General features: G+C 69.9%; 27 protein-coding genes. 13 read left to right on the top strand and 14 right to left on the bottom strand.

Annotation, left to right across the window (positions count from 1 at the left end; translation table 11 throughout):
• The first annotated feature begins 45 nt into the window (after positions 1-45).
• Positions 46-1,317, top strand: a complete 1,272-nt coding sequence (tyrS, locus tag ACGFSB_RS36650) for a tyrosine--tRNA ligase (protein ID WP_393408697.1) — start codon at positions 46-48, stop codon at positions 1,315-1,317.
• 75 nt (positions 1,318-1,392) lie between these two features.
• On the opposite strand, the gene ACGFSB_RS36645 is transcribed toward tyrS, so the two are convergent.
• Complete coding sequence (locus tag ACGFSB_RS36645) at positions 1,393-1,668, bottom strand: GlsB/YeaQ/YmgE family stress response membrane protein (protein ID WP_393408694.1); 276 nt, start codon at positions 1,666-1,668, stop codon at positions 1,393-1,395.
• Positions 1,669-1,883: 215 nt separating this feature from the next.
• Here ACGFSB_RS36645 and ACGFSB_RS36640 point away from each other — a divergent pair, with 215 nt between their 5' ends.
• Together ACGFSB_RS36640 and ACGFSB_RS36635 are read left to right on the top strand one after the other, a co-directional pair.
• Complete coding sequence (locus ACGFSB_RS36640; RefSeq protein WP_393408692.1) at positions 1,884-2,273, top strand: DUF3099 domain-containing protein; 390 nt, start codon at positions 1,884-1,886, stop codon at positions 2,271-2,273.
• A gap of 189 nt (positions 2,274-2,462) precedes the next feature.
• Positions 2,463-2,690 (top strand): hypothetical protein, encoded by a 228-nt coding sequence (locus ACGFSB_RS36635; protein ID WP_393408690.1) that lies wholly within the window; start codon positions 2,463-2,465, stop codon positions 2,688-2,690.
• Positions 2,691-2,694: 4 nt separating this feature from the next.
• On the opposite strand, the gene moaA is transcribed toward ACGFSB_RS36635, so the two are convergent.
• From moaA to ACGFSB_RS36620, 3 genes are all read right to left on the bottom strand, one after another.
• Positions 2,695-3,702: a GTP 3',8-cyclase MoaA gene (moaA, locus tag ACGFSB_RS36630; RefSeq protein WP_393408688.1), complete on the bottom strand. Its 1,008-nt coding sequence runs from the start codon at positions 3,700-3,702 to the stop codon at positions 2,695-2,697.
• A gap of 168 nt (positions 3,703-3,870) precedes the next feature.
• Complete coding sequence (locus ACGFSB_RS36625) at positions 3,871-5,502, bottom strand: cation acetate symporter (RefSeq protein ID WP_393408686.1); 1,632 nt, start codon at positions 5,500-5,502, stop codon at positions 3,871-3,873.
• Positions 5,499-5,915: a DUF485 domain-containing protein gene (locus tag ACGFSB_RS36620; protein ID WP_393408684.1), complete on the bottom strand. Its 417-nt coding sequence runs from the start codon at positions 5,913-5,915 to the stop codon at positions 5,499-5,501. Before ACGFSB_RS36620 ends, ACGFSB_RS36625 begins: the two co-directional genes overlap by 4 nt.
• A 278-nt stretch (positions 5,916-6,193) precedes the next feature.
• On the opposite strand from ACGFSB_RS36620, the gene ACGFSB_RS36615 reads away from it, so the two are divergent.
• From ACGFSB_RS36615 to ACGFSB_RS36595, 5 genes are all read left to right on the top strand, one after another.
• Complete coding sequence (locus ACGFSB_RS36615) at positions 6,194-7,726, top strand: S8 family serine peptidase (RefSeq protein ID WP_393408682.1); 1,533 nt, start codon at positions 6,194-6,196, stop codon at positions 7,724-7,726.
• A 14-nt stretch (positions 7,727-7,740) separates the two neighbouring features.
• On the top strand, positions 7,741-9,315 hold the full coding sequence (locus tag ACGFSB_RS36610; protein ID WP_393408679.1) for a S8 family serine peptidase: 1,575 nt from the start codon (positions 7,741-7,743) through the stop codon (positions 9,313-9,315).
• Positions 9,316-9,374: 59 nt separating this feature from the next.
• Positions 9,375-9,626 (top strand): hypothetical protein, encoded by a 252-nt coding sequence (locus ACGFSB_RS36605; RefSeq protein ID WP_393408677.1) that lies wholly within the window; start codon positions 9,375-9,377, stop codon positions 9,624-9,626.
• 63 nt (positions 9,627-9,689) lie between these two features.
• Positions 9,690-11,168, top strand: a complete 1,479-nt coding sequence (locus ACGFSB_RS36600; protein WP_393408674.1) for a CoA transferase — start codon at positions 9,690-9,692, stop codon at positions 11,166-11,168.
• 22 nt (positions 11,169-11,190) lie between these two features.
• A complete protein-coding gene (locus ACGFSB_RS36595) occupies positions 11,191-12,249 on the top strand; it encodes a CopD family protein (RefSeq protein ID WP_393408672.1) in 1,059 nt (352 codons plus the stop codon).
• On the opposite strand, the gene ACGFSB_RS36590 is transcribed toward ACGFSB_RS36595, so the two are convergent.
• The 7 genes from ACGFSB_RS36590 to ACGFSB_RS36560 all read right to left on the bottom strand — a co-directional run bounded on the left by ACGFSB_RS36590 (position 12,179) and on the right by ACGFSB_RS36560 (position 18,995).
• Positions 12,179-12,925 carry a lysoplasmalogenase gene (locus ACGFSB_RS36590; protein WP_393408670.1) on the bottom strand — a complete coding sequence of 249 codons (747 nt, stop codon included), beginning with the start codon at positions 12,923-12,925 and terminating at the stop codon, positions 12,179-12,181. The genes ACGFSB_RS36595 and ACGFSB_RS36590 overlap by 71 nt on opposite strands.
• Complete coding sequence (locus tag ACGFSB_RS36585) at positions 12,922-13,806, bottom strand: sterol desaturase family protein (RefSeq protein ID WP_393408668.1); 885 nt, start codon at positions 13,804-13,806, stop codon at positions 12,922-12,924. Before ACGFSB_RS36585 ends, ACGFSB_RS36590 begins: the two co-directional genes overlap by 4 nt.
• A gap of 125 nt (positions 13,807-13,931) precedes the next feature.
• Positions 13,932-14,648 carry a VIT family protein gene (locus ACGFSB_RS36580; RefSeq protein WP_393408666.1) on the bottom strand — a complete coding sequence of 239 codons (717 nt, stop codon included), beginning with the start codon at positions 14,646-14,648 and terminating at the stop codon, positions 13,932-13,934.
• A gap of 69 nt (positions 14,649-14,717) precedes the next feature.
• The gene (locus ACGFSB_RS36575) at positions 14,718-15,980 is read right to left on the bottom strand and encodes an amidohydrolase family protein (RefSeq protein ID WP_393408664.1); all 1,263 of its coding nucleotides are present in this window, start codon (positions 15,978-15,980) and stop codon (positions 14,718-14,720) included.
• Positions 15,977-17,299, bottom strand: coding sequence for an amidohydrolase family protein (locus ACGFSB_RS36570; protein ID WP_393408662.1), 1,323 nt, complete (start codon positions 17,297-17,299; stop codon positions 15,977-15,979). The genes ACGFSB_RS36575 and ACGFSB_RS36570 overlap by 4 nt, the downstream gene beginning before the upstream one ends.
• Positions 17,300-17,311: 12 nt before the next feature.
• Positions 17,312-18,196 (bottom strand): SDR family NAD(P)-dependent oxidoreductase, encoded by an 885-nt coding sequence (locus ACGFSB_RS36565; protein ID WP_393408660.1) that lies wholly within the window; start codon positions 18,194-18,196, stop codon positions 17,312-17,314.
• Between the two features lies 1 nt (position 18,197).
• A complete protein-coding gene (locus ACGFSB_RS36560) occupies positions 18,198-18,995 on the bottom strand; it encodes an acetoacetate decarboxylase family protein (protein WP_393408659.1) in 798 nt (265 codons plus the stop codon).
• A 62-nt stretch (positions 18,996-19,057) separates the two neighbouring features.
• Between ACGFSB_RS36560 and ACGFSB_RS36555 the strand changes: the two genes are divergently transcribed.
• The 5 genes from ACGFSB_RS36555 (at position 19,058) to ACGFSB_RS36535 (ending at position 22,854) form a co-directional block, all read left to right on the top strand.
• Positions 19,058-19,726: a TetR/AcrR family transcriptional regulator gene (locus ACGFSB_RS36555; RefSeq protein ID WP_393408656.1), complete on the top strand. Its 669-nt coding sequence runs from the start codon at positions 19,058-19,060 to the stop codon at positions 19,724-19,726.
• Between the two features lie 73 nt (positions 19,727-19,799).
• Positions 19,800-20,807: a DEDDh family exonuclease gene (locus ACGFSB_RS36550; RefSeq protein WP_393408653.1), complete on the top strand. Its 1,008-nt coding sequence runs from the start codon at positions 19,800-19,802 to the stop codon at positions 20,805-20,807.
• Positions 20,808-20,941: 134 nt separating this feature from the next.
• Positions 20,942-21,175, top strand: coding sequence for a hypothetical protein (locus ACGFSB_RS36545; RefSeq protein ID WP_249590727.1), 234 nt, complete (start codon positions 20,942-20,944; stop codon positions 21,173-21,175).
• A gap of 78 nt (positions 21,176-21,253) precedes the next feature.
• Positions 21,254-22,045, top strand: coding sequence for an SURF1 family protein (locus ACGFSB_RS36540; protein ID WP_393408650.1), 792 nt, complete (start codon positions 21,254-21,256; stop codon positions 22,043-22,045).
• Between the two features lie 53 nt (positions 22,046-22,098).
• Positions 22,099-22,854: an SDR family oxidoreductase gene (locus ACGFSB_RS36535; RefSeq protein ID WP_393408648.1), complete on the top strand. Its 756-nt coding sequence runs from the start codon at positions 22,099-22,101 to the stop codon at positions 22,852-22,854.
• A 44-nt stretch (positions 22,855-22,898) separates the two neighbouring features.
• Here the strand turns inward: ACGFSB_RS36535 and amaP are convergent, their stop codons facing one another.
• Genes amaP through ACGFSB_RS36520 form a run of 3 tightly spaced genes read right to left on the bottom strand, consistent with a single transcriptional unit; the run spans position 22,899 to position 24,521 of the window.
• Positions 22,899-23,477 (bottom strand): alkaline shock response membrane anchor protein AmaP, encoded by a 579-nt coding sequence (amaP, locus tag ACGFSB_RS36530; RefSeq protein ID WP_393408645.1) that lies wholly within the window; start codon positions 23,475-23,477, stop codon positions 22,899-22,901.
• A 7-nt stretch (positions 23,478-23,484) separates the two neighbouring features.
• Positions 23,485-24,180 (bottom strand): DUF6286 domain-containing protein, encoded by a 696-nt coding sequence (locus tag ACGFSB_RS36525; RefSeq protein ID WP_393408643.1) that lies wholly within the window; start codon positions 24,178-24,180, stop codon positions 23,485-23,487.
• Positions 24,177-24,521, bottom strand: coding sequence for a hypothetical protein (locus ACGFSB_RS36520; RefSeq protein ID WP_393408641.1), 345 nt, complete (start codon positions 24,519-24,521; stop codon positions 24,177-24,179). The genes ACGFSB_RS36525 and ACGFSB_RS36520 overlap by 4 nt, the downstream gene beginning before the upstream one ends.
• Between the last annotated feature and the right edge of the window lie 2 nt (positions 24,522-24,523).

The following is a 24,523-nucleotide window of genomic DNA, read 5'->3' as shown; positions in this document are numbered from 1 at the left end:
CCAGAAACCTTCCAGGCCAGAAACCTTTCAAGGAGACACAAGACCGTGACGGACATCGTCGACGAGCTGAAGTGGCGCGGGCTTTTCGCCCTGTCCACTGACGAAGATGCACTGCGCAAGGCGCTCGCGGACGGTCCCGTCACGTTCTATTGCGGCTTCGACCCCACCGCGGCCAGCCTGCACGTCGGGCATCTGGTGCAGGTCCTGACGGTGGCCCGCCTCCAGCAGGCGGGGCATCGCCCGCTCGCTCTGGTGGGCGGCGCCACGGGGCAGATCGGCGACCCGCGGCCGACCGCCGAGCGCACCCTGAACGACCCGGAGACGGTCGCGAACTGGGTGTCCCGGCTTCGCTCGCAGATCGAGCCGTTCCTGTCCTTCGAGGGCGAGAACGCCGCGGTGATGGTCAACAACCTGGACTGGACCGCGGGGATGTCCGCGATCGAGTTCCTGCGGGACATCGGCAAGCACTTCCGTGTGAACAAGATGCTGACCAAGGACTCCGTGGCCAGGCGCCTGGAGTCCCAGGAGGGCATCTCCTACACGGAGTTCAGCTACCAGCTGCTCCAGGGCATGGACTTCCTCGAGCTCTACCGGCGCTACGGCTGCACGCTGCAGTCCGGCGGCAGCGACCAGTGGGGCAACCTCACGGCGGGCATCGATCTGATCCACCGCCTGGAGCCGGATGCCGCGGTGCACGCCATCGGCACGCCGCTGATGGTCAAGGCCGACGGCACGAAGTTCGGCAAGTCCGAGAGCGGCGCCGTCTGGCTCGATCCGGAGATGACCACTCCGTACGCCTTCTACCAGTTCTGGCTGAACGTGGACGACCGCGACGTCTCGACGTACTCGCGCATCCTCAGCTTCAAGTCCCGCGAGGAGCTCGAGGAGATCGAGAAGCTCACCGAGGAGCGCCCGCAGGCCCGTGCGGCCCAGCGCGCGCTCGCCGAGGAGCTGACGACGCTGGTGCACGGCGCCGATCAGTGCGCCGCGGTCATCGCCGCGTCCAAGGCGCTGTTCGGCCAGGGCGAGCTCGGCGACCTCGACGAGGCGACGCTGAGCGCTGCCCTCTCCGAGCTGCCGCGCGTCCAGGTCAGTGAGCTCGGCCCGGTGGTGGACCTCCTCGCGGAGGTCGGCCTGGTGGCGAGCAAGTCCGCGGCCCGGCGCACGGTCAAGGAGGGCGGGGCCTACGTGAACAACGCGAAGGTCGCTTCCGAGGACGCCGTACCGACCCGTGACGAGCTCCTGCACGGGCGCTGGCTCGTGCTTCGCCGGGGCAAGAAGAATCTGGCGGCGGTCGAGGTCGTCGCTGCGGGCTGACCCGCGTTCCCGTACGCAAGCGAGAGGGGCCGGTCCAGGTGGACCGGCCCCTCTGGCGCGACTCGTAACCGCAGGTCAGGCCTGCTGTTTATTGCCCTTGATCATCTTGTACGCCATGTCTCCGACGCCCACGATGACGAGGGCCGCCACGAGTTGCAGGGCGTGCCGCCCCCAGTCGATACCTCTGGTCTCATCGATGCCGAACGCCCCGGCGAGCGAGTTGCCGACGATCGCGCCGATGATGCCGAAGATCGTGGTCAGCCAGAGCGGGCTGTGCTGCTTTCCGGGCAGGATCGCCTTGGCGATAAGCCCCAGCACGAATCCGACGACGATGGCCCACAACCAGCCCATAGCTGCCTCCTCATCCGGCTCAACATGAGCATTACGGTCAGTGTCGGCCGATCCTCCATACGGCGCATGTCGGGCACCCCCATACGTGGCATGACGCAGACAGGACACCCAGAACGGACCTGCCCCGGTCTCGAGGGCTGCGCAGCCCCGGCGTAACGTGGAGCGGGTCCGGGCCGGGGAGAGCCCGGCTTCTTGTGAGCAGGCGGTGGAATGTGATGCGGAAGCAGAGCGATGCCCAGGTCTTCCGGATCACAGGGGCCAGGCAAGGACTCGCGGATGACGTCCGCGGCAGGCAGCGCCGGTACGTGATCTCGATGTCGATCCGCACACTTTCGGTCATTGCCGGTGCGGCGCTGTGGAACGTCGAACGGCATGTCGCCTTCGTCGCTCTGGTCGTCGGCATCCTCCTGCCGTACGTCGCCGTCGTGATCGCCAACGCGGGCCGGGAGAACATCCCTTCGCTGCCGTCGACCTTCGTACCGGCGCCGTCCCGGCCGATACTCGCTCCGCCGGCGGCGCACAGCGAGTCCGCGGAACCCGTCCCGGAAGCCGGCACGGGCCCTTCACCGAGCGAACCCAACGCCCCTTCAGGCCCCCAGAACTGACCGTCGACGTTGCGCCAAGCTCAAGAAAACCTCAGATCAATCATGTAGTTCCGGTGCCAGGCACCGGGTCCCCCATGACATACTTCGTACGCGCTCCGCATCCCCCGTCGGAGCGACAGACCGACGCCGGGCAGCTCCCCCCGTGGCTGCTCGGCGTCGCCTTGTTTTGAACGCACTTGGACGTTATCTGTGAGCGACGAAACACCGATCTGTTCCGCCAAGGGCTGCCGCGTCGCCGCGGTGTGGGTGCTCGCCTGGAACAACCCGAAGATCCACACTCCGGAGCGCCGCAAGACGTGGCTCGCGTGTGAGGAACACCGCGAGCACCTCTCCCAATTCCTCGACGTACGAGGCATGTTGAAGGACGTCGTGACGCTGGCCGACTGGGAAGCGCGGAGCGAGTCCTCCGACTCCTAGGGCCCTAGCCGCCGATCGCCGACATCGGGCGCTCGGGCTGCAGGAACGTCGGGTCGTCGAGGCCCGATCCTGCCTTCTTGCCCCACATCGCGAGCTTCCATATGCGGGCGATCGACTCGTCCGAGCCGTCCTGACTGTCCTCGCCGTTGGCCCGCAGGGCCGCCCGCAGGTCTGTCTCCTCGGTGGCGAACAGACAGGTGCGGACCTGGCCGTCGGCCGTGAGACGGGTGCGGTCGCAGGCCGAGCAGAACGGGCGGGTGACGGAGGCGATGACGCCGACGCGCTGCGGCCCGCCGTCCACGATCCAGCGCTCGGCCGGCGCGGAGCCGCGCTCGCCGGAACCCTCTTCGGTGAGCTCGAAGCGCGTACGCAGCGACTGGAGGATGTCACCGGCTGTGATCATCCCGTCGCGCTTCCAGCCGTGCTGGGCGTCCAGGGGCATCTGCTCGATGAACCGCAGTTCGTAGTCGTTCTCGACGGCCCAGGCCAGGAGGTCCGGGGCCTCGTCGTCGTTCAGGCCCGGCATCAGGACCGTGTTGACCTTGACCGGGGTCAGGCCCGCGTCGCGTGCCGCCTGGAGTCCCTCGATGACGTCCTTGTGGCGGTCGCGGCGGGTGAGGGTCTTGAAGACGTCCGGGCGCAGCGTGTCCAGGGAGACGTTCACCCGGTCGAGGCCTGCCGCCTTGAGGGCGGCGGCGGTGCGCTTGAGGCCGATGCCGTTCGTCGTCAGGGACATCCTGGGGCGCGGCTCCAGCTGGGCGCAGCGCTCGACGATGCCGACGAGGCCGGGGCGCAGGAGCGGCTCGCCGCCGGTGAAGCGGACCTCGGTGATGCCGAGCTGCGTCACGGCGATCCGGATGAGGCGGACGATCTCGTCGTCGCTGAGGAGCTCGGATTTGGACAGCCACTGGAGGCCCTCTTCGGGCATGCAGTACGTGCACCGCAGATTGCACTTGTCGGTCAGCGAAACCCGCAGATCGGTGGCCACTCGGCCGTAGGTGTCGATGAGCACGTGGGCCCCCTCCCTGATCCTCTTCGGCAGTCCGGTTCAGATATGACGAGCCTACGTGACGGGACTGACAACGACGGGGGCCCGATCCCACGAGGAGTGGTGCGGCCGCGTCGTAGAGATCTACCAGACGATCTACGACACGGCCGCTGACCTGCACTTTCAGCTGGATCAGTGGGCTCCGGTGCCCGTCAGGGACCGTACCTCCAACTCCGCGTATTTACCCTTGTCCGGCTCCTCCTTGGACAGCATCGTGCCGAGCCAGCCGAGCAGGAAGCCCACGGGGATCGAGATGAGGCCCGGGTTCTCCAGCGGGAACCAGTGGAAGTCCATGCCCTTGAACATCGACGTCTTGGGGTTGCCCGAGACGACCGGCGAGAACAGCACCAGGAAGACCGCCGTGAAGAGGCCGCCGTAGATCGACCACAGCGCGCCCTGGGTGGTGAACCGCTTCCAGAAGAGGCTGTAGAGGATCGTCGGCAGGTTGGCGGACGCGGCGACCGCGAAGGCGAGCGCGACCAGACCGGCCACGTTCAGGTCGCGGGCGAGCGCGCCGAGCCCGATGGAGATGACGCCGATGAAGACCGTCGCCCAGCGGGCCGCCTTCATCTCGTCCTTCTCGGACGCCTTGCCCCGCTTGATGACGTTGGCGTAGATGTCATGCGCGAACGACGAGGACGAGGCGAGCGTCAGACCGGCGACGACCGCGAGGATCGTGGCGAAGGCGACCGCGGAGATCGTGGCGAGCAGGATCGCGCCCCACGACGAATCGACGCCCCCGAGATGCAGGGCGAGGAGTGGCGCGGCCGTGTTGCCCGCCGGGTTGGACGCGATGATCTCGGCGGGCTTGATGAGCGCCGCGGCGCCGAAGCCGAGCGCGATCGTCATCAGGTAGAAGGCGCCGATGATGCCGATCGCCCAGTTCACGGACTTACGCGCGGCCTTGGCCGTCGGCACCGTGTAGAAGCGGATCAGGATGTGCGGCAGGCCCGCGGTGCCCAGGACGAGCGCGATGCCGAGCGAGATGAAGTCCAGCTTCGAGGTGGACGTCGCGCCGTACTTGAGGCCCGGTTCGAGGAACTTGGTCCCTTGGCCACTGTTGGACGCGGCCGAGCCGAGCAGGTCCGAGATGTTGAAGTCGAACTTCAGCAGGACCAGGAAGGTGAGGAGGAGCGTGCCCGCGATGAGCAGGACGGCCTTCACCATCTGGACCCACGTGGTGCCCTTCATGCCGCCGATGGTGACGTACACGATCATCAGTACGCCGACGAGGGCGACGATGCCGACCTTGCCCGCGTCGGACGTGATGCCGAGGAGCAGCGAGACGAGGACGCCCGCGCCCGCCATCTGCGCGAGCAGGTAGAAGATCGACACGATGATCGTGGAGGTGCCCGCGGCGGTGCGCACGGGGCGCTGGCGCATCCGGTAGGCGAGCACGTCGCCCATCGTGTAGCGCCCGGAGTTGCGCAGCGGTTCGGCGACCAGGAGGAGCGCCACGAGCCAGGCGACCAGGAAGCCGATCGAGTAGAGGAAGCCGTCGTATCCGAAGAGCGCGATGGCTCCCGCGATGCCGAGGAAGGACGCGGCCGACATGTAGTCGCCGGAGACGGCCAGGCCGTTCTGGAAGCCGGTGAACTGACGGCCGCCCGCGTAGAAGTCGGCGGCGCTCTTGGTCTGGCGGCCTGCCCAGACGGTGATGACCAGGGTGGCGAGTACGAAGACGGCGAACAGGGAGATGATCAGCGGCCGGTGCTCGCTCGCCTCACCCGCGGCCAGGACAGTGGTGTTCAGCGCGGGGCTCATGCGCCGCCCTCCATACGGGACTTGATCGCCTCGGCCTTGGGGTCGAGCTTGGTGGCCGCGTGGTGGGAGTACCACCAGGCGATGAGAAACGTGGTCAGGAACTGCGCGAGGCCGAGGACCAGGGCGACGTTGATGTTGCCGAACAGTTGGGTGCCCATGAAGTCGCCCGCGTAGTTCGAGAGCAGGACGTAGGCGAGGTACCAGACGATGAAGGCGATGGTCAGCGGGAAGGCGAACGAGCGGTGCGCCTTGCGGAGTTCACCGAACTCAGGACTCGCTTGTTCCTGGAGGAATTCTTCCGTGGACGGCGCGTGCGGAGCGGGGGCTTCTCCGTCCTTGGACGGTGGGGATGCATCGGGGGCCACGGAGTCTCCTCGTGGTGCGGGTGCGGTGGGGACGGACAGCTGTTCCATTGGCTCTCATCGATCCGGCAGTGACGCGGATCACTTGAGCCACGGATGGCGATGCTAAGGCCACGGGACGTGATCCGACAGGGGGTTGATGTTCGTTCGGTTACCTGTTCAACGTCACGGCGGCACGCCCGGCATGGTGCGACGGCCCGCTTTCTTCCTGAACCCATTGCTGGCCTGGGAGTTCTGGGGATAGCTTCACCCTGAACGACCCGTCATGTACCTGCCCGATCACTAGTTGTGTTCGGGCAGTTCACGTATCCGGATGATGTGGAGATCCCATGGCTCATCTGCGTTCCAGACGCCGAATCGCGCTCACCGTGCCCCTCGGCATCGCGCTCGCGGCGTCGGTCGGCTTTGCTCCCGGCATCGCGACCGCGGCCCCCGACGCACCCGCCACCGCGCCGGCGAAGGCCGAGGCCCCGAAGCTCGCGTACGTCGTCAACACCCGAACGGACCACCGGACGATCGAGTACGTGAAGAAGGCGATCGCCGCGGCGGACGGCAGCGTCGTCGTCGCGTACCCGAAGATCGGCGTCATCGTCGCGCACTCGGCCAACCCCGACTTCGGCAAGCTGCTGCGCAAGGTCAAGGGGGTCCAGTCCGCGGGCGCGACCCGCACCTCGCCTCTGACAGCGGCGGGCACGACGGAGGAGGGCGCCCCGACCCTCCTGTCGAAGTCCGAGGCCAAGTCGCTCAAGGCGCAGGCGGATTCGGGTGCCGAGCCGCTCGAGGCCGACCAGTGGGATCTGCGCGCGATAGGCGCCGACAAGGCAGCCAAGATCAATCCGGGCAGCGCCAAGGTCACCGTCGGCGTCATCGACACCGGAGTCGACGACACTCACCCGGACCTCGCGCCCAGCTTCTCGGCCTCGCAGTCGGCGAGCTGTGTCGGCGGCAAGGCGGACACCTCGCCCGGCGCCTGGCGCCCGGCGCAGAAGGAGCACTACCACGGCACGCACGTGGCGGGCGAGATAGCCGCCGCGCGCAACGGCGTGGGCGTCGCGGGCGTCGCTCCCGGAGTGAAGGTCGCCGGCATCAAGGTGGCCGACCCGGTCAGCGAGCTGTTCTACCCGGAGAGCGTCGTCTGCGCCTTCGTGTTCGCGGCCGACAAGGGCATCGAGATCACGAACAACAGCTACTACGTGGACCCGTGGCTCTACAACTGCATGGACGACCCGGACCAGCGGGCCATCGTCGACGCGGTCAACAGGGCCCAGCTGTACGCCCAGAAGAAGGGCACCCTGAACCTGGCGTCGGCGGGCAACTCCAACCACGACCTCGCGTCCGACGAGATCCTGGACGACTCGAGCCCTGACGACTCGACGCCGGTGCCGCGCACTATCGACCCGTCCAAGTGCTTCGACATCCCGACGCAGCTGCCTGGCGTGGTCACGGTCAGCGCGACGGGCGTGCAGAACCTCAAGTCGTACTACTCCACGTACGGCAAGGGCGTCATCGACATCGCGGCCCCGGGCGGCGACAAGTACCAGATCCCCGGCGACACCCCGTCCAAGAACGGCCGCATCCTCTCCACGATGCCGGGCGGCGAGTACGGCTGGCTGCAGGGCACCTCGATGGCATCGCCGCACGCCTCGGGCGTCGCCGCGCTCCTGAAGTCGACGCACCCCAAGGCGAGCCCCGCCGAGCTCCAGCGGCTTCTCAAGAAGCAGGCCGACAACCCGGGCTGCCCGACGACTCCGTACGACCCGGACGGTGACGGCAAGGTCGACGCGGTCTGCGAGGGCGGCAAGAACCAGAACGGCTTCTACGGCGACGGCATCGTCGACGCGCTCGACGCAGTGAAGAAGTGATGGGGACCCACACCATGACCGCATCCTTCACGCGCTCCCGCCGCGTGCTCGCACTCCCGCTCGGCATGGCAGTGGCCTCCGCGGTCGCCTTCCTGCCGGGCACGGCGTCGGCTCAGCCCGATGCCGCGGCTCAGCCGGATTCCCCGGCGCGGTCGGTCGTGTCCGCCCTCACGGGCGGCACGTCGATGAGCTATGTCGTCAACGTCCGCTCGGGTCATGGCAGTTCTCCGTCCGCCAAGACATCGGCATACGTAAAGAAGGCCATCGCCAAGGCGGGCGGCACCGTCGTCATCGCGTACGACAGGATCGGCGTGATCGTCGTCCACTCGTCGGACGCGGACTTCACCAAGAAGATCCGCGAGGTGCGCGGGGTCGCGTCCGCCGGTGCGACCCGCACGGCGCCGCTGTCCGCGCAGTCCGACGACGCGCTCGAGGCCGACCGGCCGCTGACCGCCGCCGAGGCCGAGAAGGCCGCGGGGCAGGCGGCTCCCGGCCAGGACGAGCTGGAGCCCCTCCAGTGGGACCTGCCCGCCATCAAGGCGGACAAGGCCCACAAGGAGTCGCTGGGCAGTCCCGAGGTCACCGTCGGCGTACTGGACTCCGGCGTGGACGACACGCACCCGGACATCGCGCCGAACTTCGACGCGAAGGCGTCCGCCAGCTGCCTGGGTGGTGTGCCCGTGCAGAAGGACAACGCGTGGCGTCCGGTGTCCGGGGAGAGCGACCACGGCATGCACGTGGCGGGCACGATCGCCGCGGCGAAGAACGGCACCGGCGTCACGGGGGTCGCTCCCGGCGTGAAGGTGGCGAGCCTGAAGGTGGCCGAACCGGCGACCGGCATGTACTACACGGAGGCCGTCGTCTGCGGCTTCATGTGGGCGGCCGATCACGGCGTCGACGTCACCAACTCCAGCTACTACACCGACCCGTGGCTCTTCAACTGCAAGACGGACGACGACCAGAAGGCTCTGGTCGACGCCGTCGGGCGCGCCACTCGGTACGCGGAGCGCAAGGGCGCGGTGAATGTCGCGGCGGCCGGAAACGCCGAGACGGACCTCTCACAGGACGAGATCGTCGACGACTCCAGCCCGGACGACACGACGCCCACGAAGCGGACGATCAAGACCGCGGACTGCTTCGACCTGCCGTCGCAGCTTCCGGGTGTCGTGACCGTCTCGGCCACGGGTGCGAAGGGCATCAAGTCCTCGTACTCGAACTACGGCAAGGGTGTCATCGACATCGCGGCACCGGGCGGCGACTCCACGAAGTTCCAGACGCCGGACGCACCGGCCACGGACGGCCGCATCCTGTCGACGCTTCCCGGCGGCAAGTTCGGCTACAAGGCGGGTACGTCGATGGCGTCCCCGCATGCGGCGGGCGTCGCCGCGCTCATCAAGTCGGCCCACCCGCACGCGTCTTCGGTAAAGGTGAAGGCGCTGCTCTACGGGGAGGCCGATGCCATGAAGTGCACCGATCCGTACGACATCGACGGTGACGGCAAGGTCGACGCGGTCTGCGCGGGCGGCAAGAACGCGAACGGCTTCTACGGAGTGGGCATGATCGACGCTCTGGACGCCGTCCGGAAGTAGCGGGTTCGCAAGTAGTCGGTTCGCAAGTAGTTGGTTCGTAAGGCGAGTCGGGCCGGGCGGTGGCATACCGCCCGGCCCTTCGCGAGAGGGTTTCGCCGCATGGGCTCCTCCTGCCCGTGTGGTGCGTGCTGTTGGTGGTGGCCGTCGTCGGGTTCATCGCCATCGGGTTCCTGACGGAGATCATCGCGGCGGTCAGCAGCTCGTACGAGAAGGTCGTCGGCCGGCGGACGGCCAACGCGTCGGCCCCGCGGGTGCCGAAGAAGCCGCGCCCGACCGTCGAGTGCGAGATCCCCTGGCGCCCACCGGCCTAGACGTGTAGAGGCAGGTGTCCCGAAGCAGGCGTGCAGAAGCGGCGGACGCGGCATAGTGCATGCATGACCCACACATCGTTGGACGGCACGCGGTCGGTCTGGGCCGCGCTCGGCGGTGATCCCGCCCTCGTCTCCCGCGTCTCGGCCGTCGTTCGCGCGAACGCCCTGCCCGCGCGGCTCCCCGCCCGCGAACTGGCCCGTGCCTGCGTCGGGGCCTGCGCCCTTGCCGCGGCCGAACTGACGGCGGCACGCACCGGGCAGGCCGTGCCGACCGTACGGATCGACGACGGGGCGGTGGCCACGGCGTTCACCAGTGAGCGGCACCTCCTCGTGGACGGGCGTGCGCCGGTCGCCTTCGCGCCCCTGTCCCGCTTCTGGCGCACCGCGGACGGCTGGGTGCGGACGCATGCCAACTATCCGCACCACCAGGCGGCGCTACAGGCCGCTCTGGGAATCTCGGACCCCTCCGTGGACTCCGTGGCCGCGCGGCTCGCGGAACGGTCCGCCGTGGAGGTCGAATCCGCCGTGTACGCCGCCGGCGGCCTCGCCGTGGCGCTGCGTACGCCCCAGGAGTGGGCCGCGCACCCGCAGGGCGTCGCGGTGGCCGAGCGGCCGCTCCTGAGCCGTGAGCGGACCGCTGAAGGGCCCGCACGGGCCGTCCCCGAGCTCACCGGCACCCCCGCACTGCCCGCCGCGGGCCTCCGCGTCCTCGATCTCACCCGGGTCATCGCGGGCCCCGTCGCGACGCGCACGCTCGCGCTGCTCGGCGCGGACGTCCTGCGCGTCGACTCGCCCCGGCTGCCCGAACTCCCGGACCAGCACGCCGACACCGGCTTCGGAAAGCGGTCCGCGACGCTGGACCTGACGGAGCGGGCCGACCGGCGTACGTTCGACGAGCTGCTCGCACGGGCCGACGTGGTCGTCACCGGCTACCGGCCCGGCGCCCTCGACCGCTTCGGGCTCACTCCGGAGGCGCTTGCCGAGCGCAGGCCGGGGGTCGTGGTGGCGCAGCTTTCGGCGTGGGGCGGGTACGGGCCGTGGGCCGGGCGGCGCGGGTTCGACAGCCTGGTGCAGGTGGCCACGGGGATCGCGGCCGTGGAGGGGTCGGCGGAGCAGCCGGGAGCACTGCCCGCCCAGGCCCTGGACCACGGCACGGGTTATCTCCTGGCGGCGGCCGTCCTGCGCTCGCTCACCGAGCAGGTGGCGGGCGACGGCGGGGCACGGTGCGTGCGGCTCGCCCTCGCGCGGACGGCTGGGTGGCTGATGGCGGCAGGGGGTGCGGGTGACTCGGACGGTTCGGATGGTCCGGACGGTGGGAACGGTGCGGGCTCTTCGTACGATCCGGGCCCCTGGCTGGCCGAGACGGGCAGTTCGCTGGGCCGCCTGCGCCACGCGCTGCCGCCGGTTTCCTTCTCAGGCGGACCTGCCAACTGGTCGCGCCCGCCGGACCGTTGGGGCGCGGATACGCCCGAATGGGGGCGAGAAGAGCCGACCCGGGCGGAAAGAGATTCCGCCAGTTGTTTGCCAGGACTTGCCCCTTAAGGGGGCACCTGGTGAAGATCTTGTGGTGAGTTCCATACAGCCGTCCGCCGACCCCGGCGGCGAGGCAGCGGCGGACGCGGCCCCCGCTTCCCGCGCCCAGCATCGCGCACCGCGCCCCCGCCCTTCGACGGCACGTGCCGTCGCCGCGCTCATCCTGGTGACCGTCGCCGCTGCCGTCCCGCTGTTCGGCCCTTCGGCCGCACTGAACGGCACCGGGGAAGCCGAGGCGCCGGGCACCGCGGGGATCACGTTCCTACGGACGGTCATGTTCGCCGCCCTGTGCGTGCAGTTGGGCGAGGTGTACGCGACGCGCCTGGCCCGAAGAGTGCCGGGGGCACCGCTGGAGCGTGCGCCACGGAGCTGGGCCGCGTACGCGGCGGGCGCGGGGCTCGTCGCCGCGCTCGGGCTCGCCTCTGTGGTGGCCACCGGCAATCTGGTGCCGCATCAGCTCTCCGACATGGATATCGGCGGTCTCTATGAGTCGCGGGACGGCAGGCTGGCGCTCCTCGAAGTCAACGGCTTCATCGTGGCGCTGCTCTGCGCGCGCTCGCGCCGCCCGTCCACTGCCGCGCTCCCGCTGGCCGCGGTGATCGTGGCGGAGGCCCTGCGGGCGCATCCTCCGGTGGAGGACACCCCGCTCATCGGCACCGGCCTGACGCTGGTCCATCTGACCTGCGGGGTGCTCTGGGCGGGCGGCCTGTTGCACGTGCTGCGCACGCTGCGGCTGTGGCGGACGTCCGCTCCGGCGGCGGGCGCGGCGGTACTGGGGCTCTACGCGCGCGTGGCGGGCTTTCTGCTGGCCGCGATCACAGCGACGGGGGTGGTCAGCACGCTGCGCCGGATGCCGGCGAGCACGGTGCTCGACCAGCTGACGGATACGGCTTACGGGCGCACGCTGCTGGCCAAGGTGCTCCTTGTGGTGGCCGTCGCCGTCCTCGCGCTGCTCGCGCGCCGACGCCTGCGGCGGGCCGCGGATCCCGTTTCGGCGTACCCCCCCGCGCGCGGGGAGCTCATCGTGCTCGGGGTGGTCGTGGCTGTGTCGGCACTTCTGACGGCGTTGCCGCTGCCGATTCGGTGGTGAGGGGCGCGGCCTGCGCGGGTTTTGCGGGTTGCGCGGCTAGTACGCCGCTGACCAGGAGGAATTGAGCGGCGATGTACGTGAGCATGATCCAGAAGTCTGGACGCGGGGCCTGCGGCCATTCGGCGACGCCTGTCGCGATGAGGGTGTCCGAGAGCAGGAACAGCGCGCCGCCCGCTGCCGCGGTGAGGCCGAGCCTCGTGGCGGCGAATGCCATCGCGGTCAGCAGGAGGCTGTAGCCCGCCACCGGGCCCCGCATGTCCTGCGGGAGGTCCGGCCAGAGAAGGGCGACCGTGGCGATGAGGGCGGTGGCGTACGCGGCCACGAGCCATGCGGCGCGCCCGCGCGCCGCGCCGTGGCGCTTGAAGAGGGTCAGGTAGCAGATGTGACCTGCTGCGAAGGAGCCCATTCCTGCCAGGAAGGCGGGGTCGGCGTCCGACAGGAGCAGGGTGTCGCCTCCCCAGCCGAAGAGGAGGGCCACGGTCAGGAGACGTGGTCCCTCGACCGTGCATACGTACGCCGCCAGGAGCGGCATCAGTAGCGGCTTGAAGATGGTGTGGGCGCCGTCTGAGCCTGCGAGGAGTGCTGTCAGGTCGCCCAGGGCCGCCAGGGCGAACACCACGAGGAGCAGCCGTGCCTTGGTGAACGCAGCGGCGTCCGCGCCACTCGCGCCCGTCACGCCGCCCTCTCCGTCACGGGTTCTGGCGCCGTCTCTGGCGCCGTCCGTGCCTGCGGCTGCCAGCCTGGGCCCCTGAACAGTCGTCCGCCCCGTTCGCGCCAGCTGGTCGCGCTTCTGAGGTCCTTGGCTATCGCCGCGTACTCGTGTGTGGCCACCCGCAGGGGGTTGTACGTCGTGATGTTCTTCGTGAGGCCGTAGACCGGGCGGTCCGTCTCCGCCACCCAGGAGCCGAACATGCGGTCCCAGATGATCAGGATGCCGCCGAAGTTGCGGTCCAGGTAGCCGCCCTGGGACGCGTGGTGGACGCGGTGGTGGGAGGGGGTGTTGAGGACGAACTCGAAGGCGCGGGGGAGCTTGTCGATGCGCTCGGTGTGGATCCAGAACTGGTAGACGAGGTTCGCCGCCGAGCAGAACGCGAGCGCCGCGGGATGCACGCCGAGTGCGATCAGCGGGATGTAGAAGGGCCAGACCGTCAGGCTCGTCCAGGGCTGGCGCAGTGCCGTCGTGAGGTTGAACTTGCGGCTGGAGTGGTGCACCACGTGGCAGGCCCACAGGATGCGGATGACGTGGTGCCCGCGATGCGACCAGTAGTAGAAGAAGTCCTGCGCGAGCAGCATCAGCGGGATCGTCCACCACAGGACGGGGATGTGCAGCGGCGTGAGCGCGTAGACCGCCGTATAGATCGCGACGATCGGGATCTTCCACAGGAGGTCGAAGACAAGGCTGCCGAGCCCCATGGTGATCGAGGTCGCTGCGTCCTTCGTCTCGTACCCGGCGTCGTCCTCGTCGGGATGGATGCGGTGGCTCACGATCTCCACGACCGTGAGCAGCACGAAGGCGGGGATGGACCACAGCACGACATCAGGCAGGTTCGGCGGCATGGGTGCACCGTAAAGGCCGCCGGGCGGCCGCCGCTAGACGTAGTTACCGACAAGTATTACCAGGGGTAAGGAAGCGGATGTTGGTGATCCTCGCCAAAAGCGGACGCTTGAACACCTGCGGACTCTCAGACACCGACCGCCCCGAGCAGCGCCCCAGCCCCGTACGTCACCGCCATCGCGAGCGCCCCTCCCCCCATGTTCCGCAGCACGGCAGGACGCAGGGCCGTCGAGCCGAGCCGTGCGCTGCTCAAGCCCGTGAGGGCGAGCGCGGCGAGGACCGAGACGACGGTGACCGCCAGGCGCCAGTCGGCGGGCGGCAGGACGATCGCGAGGAGCGGGAGCAGGGCGCCGACGGTGAAGGCGACGAAGCTGGCCCAGGCCGCGTGCCAGGGGTTGGTGAGCTGGTCGGGGTCGATACCGAGCTCCACGCGCGCGTGGGCCCGCAGCGCGTCCCGCTCGGTGAGCTGCTGCGCGGCCTCCCTCGCCACCTCGCGACTGAGCCCGCGGTCCTCCAAAAGGCCGGTCAGCTCCGCCAGTTCCGCCTCGGGCTGCTCCCGCAGCTCGCGCCTCTCCATGGCGAGAGCGGCCTTCTCGGAGTCGCGCTGCGTGGACACGGACACGTACTCGCCCGCGGCCATGGACATGGACCCCGCGAGGAGTCCGGCGAGTCCCGCCGTGAGCAGGGTGCTGCGGTCGCCCGTGGCGCCCGCCACGCCGACGACGAGACCGGCCGTGGAGACGATGCCGTCGTTGGCTCCGAGTACGGCCGCGCGCAGCCAGTTGAGCCGGGAGGCGAGAGCGCCGCCGTGTGCTTCGTCGTGTTCCGGTACCTGATCGCTCACCCGGGGAGGGTCTCACCCCCGGGTGAGCTGGTTCAGCAAGGGCACGCCGTCACTGGACGGAGCACGCCGTCACCAGACCCTTACCGACCCTCCCGGAGCGAACACCGGGCTCGTCGCGCCGACCGGTGTCTCCTTGAGGGGTTCGGACAGTTCCTGGACCGTCGGTCCGACCTTGGCGGCGACCGCGTCGAGGAGCTCCAGGTCGAATCCGTAGACGCGGGCCGCGTTGCCGCCCACCATGGCCGCGATCTCGTCCTTCGGGAGACCCGCGTAGGAGATCCGGAGGCCTTCGCGCGAGTACGGGTGCGTGCCTTCGTCGTGCGGGTAGTCGCTGCCCCACATGATCTTGTCGAGGCCTATCCGATCCCGCATCCGCGCCTCGTGCGGGCGCATGAAACTCGCGCCGACGAAGCAGTTGTCACGCCAGACCTCGGACGGGCCCTTGCCCATCGATTCGGCGAGGCCCGCACCGAACTTCGACTCCGCTGTCTCCGCCGTATCCGCGCTGCCCGCCTTCGACGCCGCGGCGACCAGGCGTCCGTGGTAGTAATCCAGCATGTCGAGCACGCCCGGGATCCACCCCGAGCCCTGCTCGGTGAGGACGAGCCGCAGCTCCGGGTGTCGGCGGAAGGCGCCGCCGAACACGAGGTGCCACAGCGCCCGGTGCGAGAACCACGTCGTCTCCACCATGAAGACGGCCCGCGCCGCTGGTTCGTCGCCCAGGGGCGGCGAGGCCGATCCCGCGTGGTGGTTGACCGGCATGCCGCGCTCGGCACAGGCCGCCCAGATCGGGTCGTACGTCGCCGAGTAGAGCTCCGCGAGCCCGCTGCCCGGCGGTGTGCCCGGCAGGAGCAGACCGCCGATGAGGCCCGCGTCGGCCGCCCAGTGGATCTCCTTGACGGCTTCCTGTACGTCGTTCAGGAGGATCTGGAAGACGCCCGCCCTGCGCCCTGGAGCGGCGGCGCAGAAGTCGGCGAGCCAGCGGTTGTGGGCACGCAGGCCCGCCCAGCGCTGCTCGAACTCCTCGCGTGTGGGCGCCGGTGCCATCAAGGAGGCGGTCGGGAAGAAGGGCGGGATCGTGTTCGGGAAGACGACCTCGGCGACGATGCCGTCCTGCTCGAGCTCGGCGACGCGACGGTCCGAGTTCCAGTTGCGGTCGGCGGTGTCGGCGAGCAGGTCCTCGTACGGATTGACGTACGAGGCCGCCCACGCGTCGAACGCGTCGTGGTGCCGCGACTCCAAGTAGGGCTTGTAGTCGAGGAGATCTGCGCCGGCGTGGCAGTCGGCGGAGATGACGGTGTAGCGCTCTTCGGTGTCACGCTCTTCGGTCATGACTGGGCCCCCAGTACGGGAAAGTCGTGGTCTGTGAGCCAGTGGCGGCCCACGTCGCGCGAGCGCGCCCAGGACGCCTCCACGGCCCGTTGGTCGGCATCCTGGCCGAGTTCGTCCGGCGTCGGGCCGATCCGGCGGGCCAGCGGCTGCAGCTTCTGGGTGTCGAAGCCGAAGACCTCCGCCGCGGCCAGGCCCAGCATCCGCCGGGTCTCCCCCACCGGAATGTCGTGGAAGGTCTTCTTCAGCCACGCGCGCGTGTCGGGCCAGGTCCCTTCGGGGTGCGGGAAGTCGCTGCCCCAGAGGATGTTGTCGACGCCTATCTCGTAGCGCTGGGCGAGTTCGCGACGTTTGGTGTTGGTGGCGCAGATGAAGATCTGCCGGTCCAGGTACTCGTGCGGGGGCCGCTTGAGCTCGGCGAACGGGGAGAGCTTCTTACCGCCGTGCGCACCCAGGTAGAGGCGGTCCATGAACCAGAGCAGATTCGGCAGCCACCAGCAGCCCGACTCCGCCACGCCGAACTTGAGCCCCGGGTGGCGCTCGAAGACACCCGACCAGAGCATGAACCACAGCGGCCGCGCGGGCCACCAGGTCACTTCGGAGACGTAGATCCCGAGGTGGTCGCCGTACTCGTGCCGGGGCGCCGCCCCGGAGTGGGTCATCACGGGCATCGCGCATTCGGCCGCCGCCGCCCATACGGGGTCGTAACGGCGGTCGTGGTAGGGCGCCTTGTCGACCCACATGGAGGGGATCATCAGCGCCCCGAGCCCGGACTCCTTGGCCCGGTGGACCTCGGCGACGACCCGGTTGACCTCTCCGGTGATGGGCAACAGGGCGACACCGCAGTGCCGTTCGGGGTGCTCGGAGACGAAATCGGCGAGCCAGCGGTTGTGCGCCTGCGCGCCCGCCATGCCGAGATCCGGGTCCTGGTCGCCGGAGAGGCCGAGGCCGACCCCGAAGGGCGCGGCCGTCTGGCTGTCGACGGCGTCCGCGTCGGGGAAGACGACCTCGGCGGCCACCCCGTCGCCGTCGAGCTCCTTGAGGCGCTGCGCGGTCTCCCAGCCGCCGCGCAGGCCCTCTTCGTTGTCCTGGAACCACTTGGCGGCGAACGCGTCGTTGCGGATGCCGAGCCGGGTGGCCTCCTGGCGGCGCGCGTCGCGCTCGCCGAGGAACTGGTCGAAGTCCCGGTGGAAGCGGCTGTCGAGATAGGGCCGGTACTCCTCGGTGGGGAGCCCGGCGTGGCAGTCGGAGGAGATGATCAGGTACGGGTCCTGGTGTTCCCGGTCAGCGTGTTGCCGGTCAGCGTGTTGCCGGTCAGTCATCGCGGACACCCCTCAGTCGAGGATGAAGTTTTCCAAGTACGCCGGATCGGCCCGGTCGAGCATCGACTGCGACCTCGCCTTGATCTGCCGGTCGCTGTGCTCGCTCTCCGGAAGCAGCCAGAAGCGTCCTGCCGTGATCCCCTCCGCCACGAAGTCCGCGACCTGCTCGACCGGCGTGAACTCCACCTCCTGGCCCGCCTCCTTCATCGCCGACTCCCACTGCCCGAGGCTGCGGTAAGGGGTCTTGCGGGGGCGGGACTTGGCGTACCGGTCGGGGCGGTTGCGGTGCGACTCCCACAGTCCGGTGCGCAGCATGTGCGGCCCCGGGAAGAGCACGGAGGCTCCCACGCGCGCGTGCTCCGCCTTCAGATGCGCGTACAGGGACTCGGTCATCGTCACGACGGCCGCCTTGGTCACCGCGTACACCGACGCCGTCGGCAGCGGTGCGATGCCGCCGTCTCCGGAGGACGTGTTGACCACATGGCCGGGCTCGCCGGCCGCGATCATCCGGGGCACGAAGGCCTGGATGCCGTGGAAGACGCCCCACACATTGACCTCGAAGGCCCACTTCCAGTCGTTCGGTTCGTGCTCCCACATGCGGCCCTCGGCGCCCGAGCCGACACCCGCGTTGTTGCACAGCACATGGACGGCGCCGAACTTCTCGTACGCGTCGTCGGCGAGCGCGAAGACCTGCTCGCGCGAGCCGACGTCGACCACGCGCGCGTGCACACTCGCCCCGTCCTCGCGAAGACCGGCCGCCGCCTTCTCCAAGGCGCCCTCCTCGACGTCCGCGAGGACCACCTTCAGTCCTTGTGCCGCGAACCGCCGCGCCATCGCGAGGCCGATACCGCTGGCCGCGCCCGTGACGACGGCGACCTGCCCCTCCCGCAGCTCCATCTCAGACGCTCCCCTCGGGCGGGCCGTCGAGGATCTGCTGCGGGTCGTCGTAGCGCTGGTGGATGTAGGGCAGCAACGCCTGCGCACTGACCCGCTCGGCCACCCGGCCCTTCTGGTCGGTGGTCTTCTCACCGATGGTGATCTCGACGACCGCGCGGACGGGCAGGTCCGCGACCGGGTCGTACATGGACTCGCGCAGCACGACGTCCCCGGTGATGCCCTCCAGCTTGCGCACCTTTTCGTTGCGTACGCAGTGCACGAGCACCGGGTCCGCGTCGAAACCCGAACCGTCCACCGCCGGAAGGAACTTGAAGTAGAAGTCCGTCTTCTGGACCGGCTCCGGAAGCGGCAGGGCGCCACTGACCGCGCCCCGCACCTCCACGAAAGCGATGCCGTGCCGTGCCAGCGAGGCACGGACCACCAGGCCGTCGCGCTCCACCTCGACCTCGCCCAGCTTCTTCGGCTCCCCGAAGACCTCACGCCCGCCGATCAGGGCCCTCTCGTGGGTCATCGGCATGACGAGCGGATACCAGCCCGTCACTCCGCCGTGCTCGGCGGCGACGGCCACCGAGCCCGCGCCGAGCGGATAACCGGGCAGGTCGACCTTGCTGATGTTGGCCCGCACCAGGGGGCGGGCCGTGGGCTTGAGCGGGGGCGGCAGGACGGCCGCCACCGCGTCCGGATCGCTCTCCCAGACGGCCACCACACCGGTGGACCAGATGTCGGGGAGCTTGGAGCTCGCGGTGCGCGTCGCGGCGATCTCCGCCTCGGTGCGCGCTCCATAACGTACGCGTGCCATGTCGTACCACCCTTCGTCGGCGGGACTTGCGGGGGTTCTGTAACACAGTTACAACAGGACTCGTGAAGAGTGAAGAGACGCGTACGCATCCGCATCAGGAACACGGTCGGCAGAACCGGGAACGCGGCACGCTGAACCGGGAACAGGTCCTCGCCGCCGCCACCGCCCTCGTGAAGCGGCACGGCCCGCAGGCCCTGACGATGCGCAAGCTCGCCGCCGAGCTCGGCACCGCCGTCACCTCGATCTACTGGCACGTCGGCAACCGCGAGTCGCTCCTCGACGCCCTCGTCGAACGCACCGTCGCCGACCTCGGCGACATCCACCCCACCGGACGCACCCCCGGCCAACGCGTCGCCTCCGTGGCCCGCGCCCTGCGCCGCCAGCTGCGCGACCATCCGCACCTCGTCGCGATGGTGCACGAACGCGGCCTCACTGAGCGGATGTTCCTGCCCGCCCAGCAGGTCCTCGTGCACGAAGTGCACGCGGCGGGCCTGCGCGGCGCGCGGGCCGCCGACGCCGTACGCGCCGTCCAGGTCCATGTCGTCGGCCACGTCCTGGTCGAGCGCAACCGCGAACGCGCGCCCGTACAGCGGCCCGGCGAGGACGAGCTGTGGGGTGCGCGGACGGCGGAACAGGACCCCGCACTGGCCCAGGCGCTCGCCAGGCCCGTCGACCCCGACGCACTGTTCACCGTGTCGGTGAAGGCACTGGTGTCCGGACTTCTCGGGTAGGGAACCGGCCACAAGACGCACCGGGGAAGCCCAGGGACCTGACTGTCAGTCGTGGCCCGTATCCTCATGGACCATGCTCGAAGACCAGACGACCGCAGCGTCCGCAGCCCCTTGGCCGGCCGCGTATCCAACGGGATACGCGGTCGTCGACGTCGAGACCACAGGGCTCGCCCGCGACGACCGCATAGTGTCGGCTGCCGTCTACCGAGTGGACGCCCGGGGCGAGGTGGAGGACCACTGGTACACCCTGGTCAACCCCGAGCGCGATCCGGGACCCGTATGGATTCACGGCCTCACCAGTGAGCTGCTCGCGGGCGCGCCGCTCTTCAAGGACATCGCCGAGGAGTTCGCCGCGCGCCTCGCCGACCGCGTCCTGGTCGCGCACAACGCCGTCTTCGACTGGTCGATGATCGCCAGGGAGTACGCACGCGCGGAGCTCACCGCCCCCGTGCGTCAGCGCCTGTGCACCATCGCCCTCTCCAAGGAGCTGCGACTGCCGCTGCCCAACCACAAGCTGGAGTCCCTCGCCGCGCACTTCGGCGTCGAGCAGCGACACGCGCACAACGCGCTCGACGACGCGCGCGTGCTCGCCGAAGCGTTCCGGCCGAGCCTCAAGGCGGCGGCCGGCGGCGGAGTGCGGCTGCCTCTCCTGGAGTGCCGTCCGCTCACCGAGTGGTCCGACGGTGCGGCCAGGATCGTCCGCCAGCCGACGGGACCAGGCTCCGCCGCCCCCGCGTACTCCTCATACGGTGCGGGCAGTTGGCGCCCCTCGCGCAAGCGGCCCGCGTGCCCCTACCCCAACCCCGGGCGGTACGAACCGGGCAAGGCGCTCCAGCAGGGCATGAGGGTCGCGTTCTCCGGAGACACCTCCGTCGAGCGCGAGCTGCTCGAGGACCGCGCGGTGGAGGCCGGTCTGCACATCGCGACGAGCGTGTCGCGCCTGACCAGCCTGCTCGTCACGAACGATCCGGATTCGGGCACCTCCAAAACCGTGAAGGCACGGTCCTTCGGCACACCCGTCATCGACGAGGCCGCTTTCGGCCAGCTCCTCCAGGACGTCGCTCCGGCGACGGGGGGCTGAGCCGCCCCGCGGGTGCCGGACGGATGCCGGAAGAGCACCGGAAGGGCGCCGGACGGATGTCAGACGGGTGATTATCGGCCCGGCTCCCGCCTGCCCACTCGCATGAGGGCACCGCGCGTCCCACCCTGTGGCGCATGGCACGTTGCGAGGTCTGCGGAAACGACTACGGCATGTCCTTCGAGGTTCATGCCCAAGGAGCAGTGCACGTCTTTGACTGCTTCTCCTGCGCCATTCACCGCATGGCGCCCATCTGTGAGCACTGCCGCTGCCGGATCATCGGCCAGGGCGTGGAGGTCGAGGGACAGTGGTACTGCGGTGCGCACTGCTCTCGGGCGGAGGGGCAGGTGGGCATCGTCGACAGGGTGTGACCCGGCCCGCTCCCCCGCGGCCGCGTTCCGGAGTACCCCACCCCTGGGCACCCCACGACCGAGTTGTACCTTCGTGGGGTGTACCGCTTCCTCTTGACCCGGCAGTGGGTGATCCTCACCCTCATCGGCCTCGTCCTCATCCCCACGATGATCGAGCTGGGCTTCTGGCAGCTGCACCGCCATGAGCACCGCGTCGCGCAGAACGCGGAGATCTCCAAGGCGCTCGACGCGAAGCCGGTACCGGCCGAGCAGCTGACATCGCCGGGACACTCCGTCTCGAAGTCCGAGCGCTACCGCCGGGTGAGCGCGCAGGGGACGTACGACACGAAGCACGAGGTCGTCGTGCGGCGCCGCACGAACTCCGACGAGGAGATCGGCTTCCACGTGCTGACCCCGTTCGTCCTCGACGACGGCAAGGTCCTGCTCGTCAACCGGGGCTGGATCCCGGCGAACGGCCCGCAGACCGCGTTCCCGAAGATCCCCGCGCCGCCCAAGGGCGAGAACACCGTCACCGGCCGGATGATGACCGACGAGACGTCCGCGGAGAGCGGCATCAAGAATCTCCAGGGGCTGCCGGACCGTCAGATCATGCTGATCAGCAGCGGCCAGCAGGCGCACAGTCTCGGCAAGGAAGTGCTCGGCGGGTACATCGAGCTGACCTCGCCGAAGCCCGCCGACGGCTCCCCCCAGGTCATCGGCGAGCCCGAGCACAGCGACATCGGACCCCACATGGCGTACGCCGTCCAGTGGTGGCTGTTCTGCGCGGGCGTCCCCATCGGCTGGGTGGTTCTGGTGCGCAGGGAAGTGAAGGACCGCCGTGCGGCCGCCGCCGAGGCAACGGCGCCGGAGGCCGCGCCCGCTTCGGTCTAGGGCCAGCGGCACCTCCCTCGCGTTCCCCTGTCACGAGGCGGCAGGATAGGGCCATGGATCTTGGATTGAAGGACCGCGTCTACGTCATCACCGGTGCCACCCGGGGCCTGGGCAACGCCGCCGCGCGTGCGCTGGTCGCCGACGGCGCGAAGGTACTGATCACCGGGCGGGACGAGAAGACGGTCACCGAAGCGGCGGCCGAGCTCGGCCCCGACGCGCGGGGCATCGCGGCGGACAACGCCGATCCGGCCGTCGCCGACCGGCTGATCTCCGCCGCGCGTGAGCACTTCGGGCGCTTCGACGGTGTACTGATCAGCGTCGGTGGTCCCGCGCCCGGGTTTGCCGCCGACAACACCGACGAGCAGTGGGAGTCGGCTTTCGAGTCCGTCTTCCTCGGGGCCGTGCGGCTGGCTCGCAAGGCGGCGGCCGAGCTCGACGAGGGCGGCGTCATCGGCTTCGTGCTCTCCGCGTCCGTGCACGAGCCGATTCCCGGTCTCACCATCTCCAACGGGCTACGGCCCGGACTCGCGGGCTTCGCCAAGTCGCTCGCGGACGAGCTCGGGCCCCGGGGCATCCGGGTCGTCGGGCTGCTGCCCGCGCGCATCGACACGGACCGGGTGCGGCAGCTCGACGGGCTCTCGGCGGATCCTGAGGCAACGCGTGCGGGGAATGAGGCGCGGATTCCGTTGCGGCGGTATGGGGCGCCGGAGGAGTTCGGGCGTACTGCCGCGTTCTTCCTTTCGCCTGCGGCCTCGTATCTGACCGGGGTCATGCTGCCGGTGGATGGTGGGGCGCGGCACGGGTTCTGAGCAGGGGGGACCCCCAGACGGGCTGGATTGCCCAGCCCGTCCCCTCAACTCACCCGCTCAGCCCGATGCTTCACAGCCCGGAACTGCACCACCGCCGGCAGCCGGGCAAGGCCCGCCGAGTCCCTAGCCTGCGCCAACGCCTCCACCGAGAGCCGGTGCAGGGCCTCCCCGGGCATCGCGTGCGGCTCCAGGAGCAGGGACACCCGGGCCTCAGGCGCGTTGCGGCGGCCTGTCAGGGCTACTCCCGCCCGCTGTACGCCCTCCAGCGCCTCCGCCTCGCCCACGAGCACGCTCTCCAGGGCCCGCCCACGAAGCAGCGCACCCTCCCCGTCCCCGGTCTCGACCAGGACCTCCGCGAGCCTTCGCCGCCGCAGCTGCGCCGCGAGCCACCAGAGGGCGAGCAGCAGGCACACCGCGAGTACGGCGATCACGGTGGGCCAGAACCAGCCGTCGTCCCGCCACCGCGCCCGGTCCGCATCGCTCAGCAGGACGTCACGCTTCCCGTCGTGGACCCACCACGACGGCGGCGACACTCCGAGCCCGACGGCGAGCACCGAGCCGCCGCCGAGTACGAGGACCAGGCCGATCAGGCCGATGACCACACGGTTGACCTTCTTCAGCATCGCGAGCTCAGCCCTTCCTGCCCGGCCGTGCCACCCGGACCGAGAGGGAGGGGCCTCGGCCGAGGCCCAGGTCCCTGATGCCGTCGGCCAGCGTGATGTCCAAGTCGCTTCGTACGTCGTCGAGTTCGCGGAAGTGCGAGACCGCGTGGACGTCCACCTTGGAGCGCGTCATACGGACCCGCACCGACTGCACGCCGGACACGTCCATCGCCCGGTCCCGCAGCACCATCGCCGCGGCTCCCCGGTGAAGGCCCGCCCGTACGTCCGCGTCGCCGCGCCGCATCGCGAGCACCGTCCGCAGCCCTGGCGTCGCGGCGAGCACGATCAGCCACACCCCGGCAGCCGCTGCGAGTCCCGCGCCGACGAGAACGGCCGTGCTGTCCAGGCGCCGCCCGGCGAGTTCGCGAGCGAGGTCGCCACGCCACGCCATGGCGGAGTGCCCGGCCCGCACCGCCGCGATGTCGTACAGCAGAAGCCCCGCGCCGCCGAGGATCAGCAGAGCGAGGACGGCGGCGGGTACCCGCCGCGATGACCAGAAGCGGGGTGCCTTGGTGTCGTCGGCCAGGGTGGGCGGCGGGTTGTAGGACGCCGCGGACGCCGACTGGTCGAGTTCACCATCGCCCCGTTCGATGACGGGCAGCGGCTGCGTACCGCCACCACCGCTGGACCCCTGAGACCCTTGAGGCCCCTGAGCCTCGCTCATAGCGTCCTCCCCTGCGCCGCGGCGCGCACGTGTGCCGAGTGCAGCCGCTCGACCTGGACCGCGACCTCGGGCACTTCCATCCCCGCCAACGCCTTTACCCGCTGGACGACTTGGTGACGCACGGCACCGCACTGCGCGCCGATGTCCGAGGGATAGTCGAGCTCGACGCTGACCCGGACACGGGCCACGTCATGGCGGACGGTGACCGTCGCGTGCGGCGGCGCGCCGTCCACGGGCACCGTCTTCAGTGCCTCACGTGCCGCCCGCGCGGCGATCTTCGCGACGACCCGGTCGGCGATCCGGGTCGCGCCGCGCTCCCCTGGTGCGACCCCTGCCGCCACGG

Source organism: Streptomyces sp. NPDC048441 (genome assembly GCF_043200235.1).
Lineage (GTDB): Bacteria > Actinomycetota > Actinomycetes > Streptomycetales > Streptomycetaceae > Streptomyces.
Note: the sequence above shows the minus strand (reverse complement) of the source record. Positions and strands in the feature narration are given on the sequence as shown.

Bases quoted from the DNA above. Each gene is read 5' to 3' on its own strand.
- ACGFSB_RS36645 (WP_393408694.1), bottom strand. From the start codon at position 1,668: ATGGGCTGGTTGTGGGCCATCGTCGTCGGATTCGTGCTGGGGCTTATC.
- ACGFSB_RS36640 (WP_393408692.1), top strand. From the start codon at position 1,884: ATGCGGAAGCAGAGCGATGCCCAGGTCTTCCGGATCACAGGGGCCAGG.
- ACGFSB_RS36625 (WP_393408686.1), bottom strand. From the start codon at position 5,502: ATGAGCCCCGCGCTGAACACCACTGTCCTGGCCGCGGGTGAGGCGAGC.
- ACGFSB_RS36620 (WP_393408684.1), bottom strand. From the start codon at position 5,915: ATGGAACAGCTGTCCGTCCCCACCGCACCCGCACCACGAGGAGACTCC.
- ACGFSB_RS36615 (WP_393408682.1), top strand. From the start codon at position 6,194: ATGGCTCATCTGCGTTCCAGACGCCGAATCGCGCTCACCGTGCCCCTC.
- ACGFSB_RS36610 (WP_393408679.1), top strand. From the start codon at position 7,741: ATGACCGCATCCTTCACGCGCTCCCGCCGCGTGCTCGCACTCCCGCTC.
- ACGFSB_RS36600 (WP_393408674.1), top strand. From the start codon at position 9,690: ATGACCCACACATCGTTGGACGGCACGCGGTCGGTCTGGGCCGCGCTC.
- ACGFSB_RS36585 (WP_393408668.1), bottom strand. From the start codon at position 13,806: ATGCCGCCGAACCTGCCTGATGTCGTGCTGTGGTCCATCCCCGCCTTC.
- ACGFSB_RS36575 (WP_393408664.1), bottom strand. From the start codon at position 15,980: ATGACCGAAGAGCGTGACACCGAAGAGCGCTACACCGTCATCTCCGCC.
- ACGFSB_RS36570 (WP_393408662.1), bottom strand. From the start codon at position 17,299: ATGACTGACCGGCAACACGCTGACCGGCAACACGCTGACCGGGAACAC.
- ACGFSB_RS36565 (WP_393408660.1), bottom strand. From the start codon at position 18,196: ATGGAGCTGCGGGAGGGGCAGGTCGCCGTCGTCACGGGCGCGGCCAGC.
- ACGFSB_RS36560 (WP_393408659.1), bottom strand. From the start codon at position 18,995: ATGGCACGCGTACGTTATGGAGCGCGCACCGAGGCGGAGATCGCCGCG.
- ACGFSB_RS36550 (WP_393408653.1), top strand. From the start codon at position 19,800: ATGCTCGAAGACCAGACGACCGCAGCGTCCGCAGCCCCTTGGCCGGCC.
- ACGFSB_RS36545 (WP_249590727.1), top strand. From the start codon at position 20,942: ATGGCACGTTGCGAGGTCTGCGGAAACGACTACGGCATGTCCTTCGAG.
- ACGFSB_RS36535 (WP_393408648.1), top strand. From the start codon at position 22,099: ATGGATCTTGGATTGAAGGACCGCGTCTACGTCATCACCGGTGCCACC.
- amaP (WP_393408645.1), bottom strand. From the start codon at position 23,477: ATGCTGAAGAAGGTCAACCGTGTGGTCATCGGCCTGATCGGCCTGGTC.
- ACGFSB_RS36525 (WP_393408643.1), bottom strand. From the start codon at position 24,180: ATGAGCGAGGCTCAGGGGCCTCAAGGGTCTCAGGGGTCCAGCGGTGGT.